The sequence below is a fragment of the Mycobacterium sp. 1165178.9 genome, assembly GCF_001673555.1.
Classification (GTDB): Bacteria; Actinomycetota; Actinomycetes; order Mycobacteriales; family Mycobacteriaceae; genus Mycobacterium.
The window spans coordinates 1-3,250 of record NZ_LZMB01000363.1; the positions used below are offsets into that span (position 1 = coordinate 1).

At 68.9% G+C, this 3,250-nt stretch carries 4 protein-coding genes; all 4 read right to left on the minus strand.

What is annotated here, in order from left to right; translation table 11 throughout:
- Positions 1-303 precede the first annotated feature (303 nt).
- Positions 304-606, minus strand: a complete 303-nt coding sequence (locus A5652_RS15830; RefSeq protein WP_156745370.1) for a WXG100 family type VII secretion target — start codon at positions 604-606, stop codon at positions 304-306.
- A gap of 9 nt (positions 607-615) precedes the next feature.
- Positions 616-933 (minus strand): WXG100 family type VII secretion target, encoded by a 318-nt coding sequence (locus tag A5652_RS15835; protein WP_067353144.1) that lies wholly within the window; start codon positions 931-933, stop codon positions 616-618.
- Between the two features lie 42 nt (positions 934-975).
- Positions 976-2,205 carry a type VII secretion-associated protein gene (locus A5652_RS15840; RefSeq protein WP_067353146.1) on the minus strand — a complete coding sequence of 410 codons (1,230 nt, stop codon included), beginning with the start codon at positions 2,203-2,205 and terminating at the stop codon, positions 976-978.
- Positions 2,202-3,250 (minus strand): type VII secretion protein EccCb (gene eccCb, locus A5652_RS15845; RefSeq protein ID WP_067353149.1); only part of this gene is annotated, 1,049 nt, incomplete at its 5' end. The genes A5652_RS15840 and eccCb, both read right to left, overlap by 4 nt.

Below are 3,250 nucleotides of genomic sequence, written 5' to 3' on the forward strand. Positions count from 1 at the left end.
GTCGATGACGTGCCACGACCTCGTGGTGTCACCCGCCTTTGGCGTGTACGTAGGCACAGCGCTTACCTTCTTCTTCTCGGGGTGATCCCGGTGTGACCCGGGGGCCGGTCAGGCGTTCGCGGCAGGGCTTGGTCTCGGCGACCGACATTGACCCGAGGCCCCGGCGTACCGCACGCCAACGGAGCAGCTTACCGACCGCCATCCCCGCAGGTCAAAATGACTGTGTGGTCCCAACGGCTCTCCCCCGTCAGGACCACACAGTCTCACGGCGCGGCTACCTCCGCGCGGTGGTCTGTTCGGCCGCTACCGCGCCCAGACGCCGGCGGCCCGGCGGTCGGCGTTGGCGACCTCTTCCGCGCCGTCGCGCACGGCGTTTCCCAGGGCAGCCAGAATTTCGTTGAGCGCGGTCGCCGACTGGTGCCATTTGAGCTGCTCAACCTGGTATGCGGCGGCCGCTTCGCTGGTCCACAGCTGCCGCAGTGGTGCGATCTGCGATCTCAGGTCTTCCAGCGCCGCATTGAAGCGTGCCGACGTGGAGTGAATTTCCTGACGCACCGCGTGTTCGATTTCGCCGAAGTTATAGGAAAGCACCGGGTCCACGGGAATCCCCTCTCGTCACAAGTTCGCGCCTGCGGCGGCGACGTGGTGTGCATGGTTTTGGCCGGCCTCCTGTAGAGCGGCCGCGTTGTGCCGAATGGTGTCGGCGATGGTGTTCAGGGCGTGATAGAGCCTCAGCGACTCCGCGTTCCAGCGATCCATCACGTCTTTGAAGCGAGCGGCCGCCGGCCCGCCCCACGCCGACGGCGGCACACCGTTCATGCGGCCGACGAACGCCTGCAGCAGCGCCCTTATTTCCTCGTTGCGGGCGTCGGTGGTACCCGCCACCGACCGCATCAGGTCGAGATCGGTGCTCAGCGTGTTCGATGCAGCCATACCAAGTACGACCCCCGGCGCGGTCGTTCGGTTCCACAGATTTCATCCGATCGCGTGGGCGGATCGCACCGCCTGATCGCAGGCATCGCGGACGGCGTCTTCGTCGCCGGCGCCGCTCTGGCAACCGATGCTGATCCGAACCGGGCCGTCCAGCAGCACCGTCCAGCGCACGTGATGACCGGGGCGCACTTCGCGGTAGGTCACCGCCGGGCGGCCGGCGCTGGTTCCGGACGGGTTGAAGTCGACGAAGACCCCCGGGGCCTCGGCATCGATCGCGTGCTTCAACCGCTCGGCGGTACCACTGAGGGTCTCGCCGGCCACCGGTGACTGGGTGATGTGCAACGCCACGTCCGGATCCGTCTGCGAGGTGACCTGCACCCGGGCCGAGCCCGGTCCGCTGACCACCCGCTGCGCCGACCACGTCGCGGGCACCGACAGCGCCACCCGGCCTTCCACCAGAAACGTGGTGGGCGCGGTTTCCGCCGGCTTCGGCGCCACCACGCCGGGTCGGCCCATCGTCATTGCGGTCGGCGCCGCCGCGGCGACCACGATCGCGGCCGCCACGAGCCCGCCGCGCGCCCGGCCACGCGGTCGGCCGGTACCGGCCGGCGGTTCCGACGGCTCGGCCGTTGCCGGGTTGGTCGACCGCGCGAGACAGGCCAGCCGAAAGTCATTGATTTCGAGGATGTCTGGATTGCTTTGTCCGCCATCGCGTACCGCGCCGGCGATCAGCGCCCCTAGCGCCGGTGCACCGGCGACGGTGCTTGGGGTGTCGATCAGCACGGCTTCTGGCGCCATTGCCGCAACGACGCGCGCAACGTCGTGGGCGACGGACCGCGGTTCGGCCGTGCGCGCGACAGCCGTGACCTCGCTTGCGGTGAGCGCCACCAGTCGCTGGGCGATTTCGACCACGACCGTCGCATCCGGTGCGGAGCGCGACGCCCGCCTCAGCAGCGACGCCCGCGTCCGCGTCTGACCTGCCACGGCCGCGGCGGCCGCGCTCACCACACCGACGCGCGAAGCAGACCACCACGACGGATGCACGACGACCGTGCCGTCGCAGTGCCCGCGGGTCGCTGATCGCAACGCTGCTTCCCACAGCGCGTCGACGGCCGTCGGCCGCTCCCCTACCAGCGCCACCGGGTCGTCTATCGCATCCAGCGCCGCCCGCACGATCTCAGCCATCTCGTCGTCGGCGACGGAGCCTGTGGCGCAACATAATCGTCGGATCGTGCCGGGCCCGGCTTCGACGACCGCGGGGTGCCCGCTCACGGTGGGCTCCAGGCAACCTGGACAACTTCCTCATCCCCGGCCCGACTGGCCAGGACTCCGCGGCCAGGCGGCAATCGCACCGGCGCAGTGGAAGCCAGCGATGCACCCTGCGCTGGACATCCGCTCATCATCAGCGACGCGCAACCGAGGTCGCGCAGACTCGCCAACAGCGGCTCGAACATTGCGCGGTCGAGTCCGCCGCTGCGGCGGGCGATGATCAGGTGCAATCCCAGATCTGGCGCATACGGCAGGAATTCGACGATCGGTGCCAGGCCATTGCCCGCCGGGCCGGCTACCAGGTCGTAGTCATCGACGATGACGTAGAGCTCTGGTCCAGACCACCAAGCGCCACTGCGCAACTCGGCCTGACTGGCGTCGGGCGGCGGCATCCGCGCCTCCAGAGACCCGAGCAGGCCGGGCAACGAGGCGGTCAGGGCAGCGGGCGACATCGCATAACCGCTGAGATGCTCCGACTCGACGACGCCGAGCAGCGTGCGCCGAAAGTCGACGATCAACAGCCGGGCTTGGGCGGGCGTCATCGTCCGAACGATCTCCCGGCACACAGTCCGGAGAGTCGCCGTCTTCCCGCACTCGTTGTCACCGAGGACGAGCAAATGCGAACAGCGTCCGAAATCGACTGCGGCTGAGCTCAGTTCGCGCTCCCGCAGGCCGATCAGTATCCGCGCACCCGACTCGGGACCCCACCGGCGCACCACCGCCTCGCGATCCACGCGCTCCGGCAGCAGCGGTATCCGCGGAGCAACCGATTCACCACCAGGCACCTCGGCGATGGGCAAGGCAATCAGCATGTGCAGGCCCTCACGGGAAAGACCACGACCCGGGCTGTCATGCGGAACATGGCGTGCCGCCTTGCGGTCGATTTCGGAGTCCGCGGGATCACCGAGCCGCAACTCGATGCGCGTACCGACCTGGTCCCTCAAAGACGGCCGCACCTCCGACCACCGCGATGCCGACAACACCACGTGCACGCCGTACGAAAGCCCCTGAGCCGCGAGCGCGGTGACCGACTCCTCCAGCGCGTCGA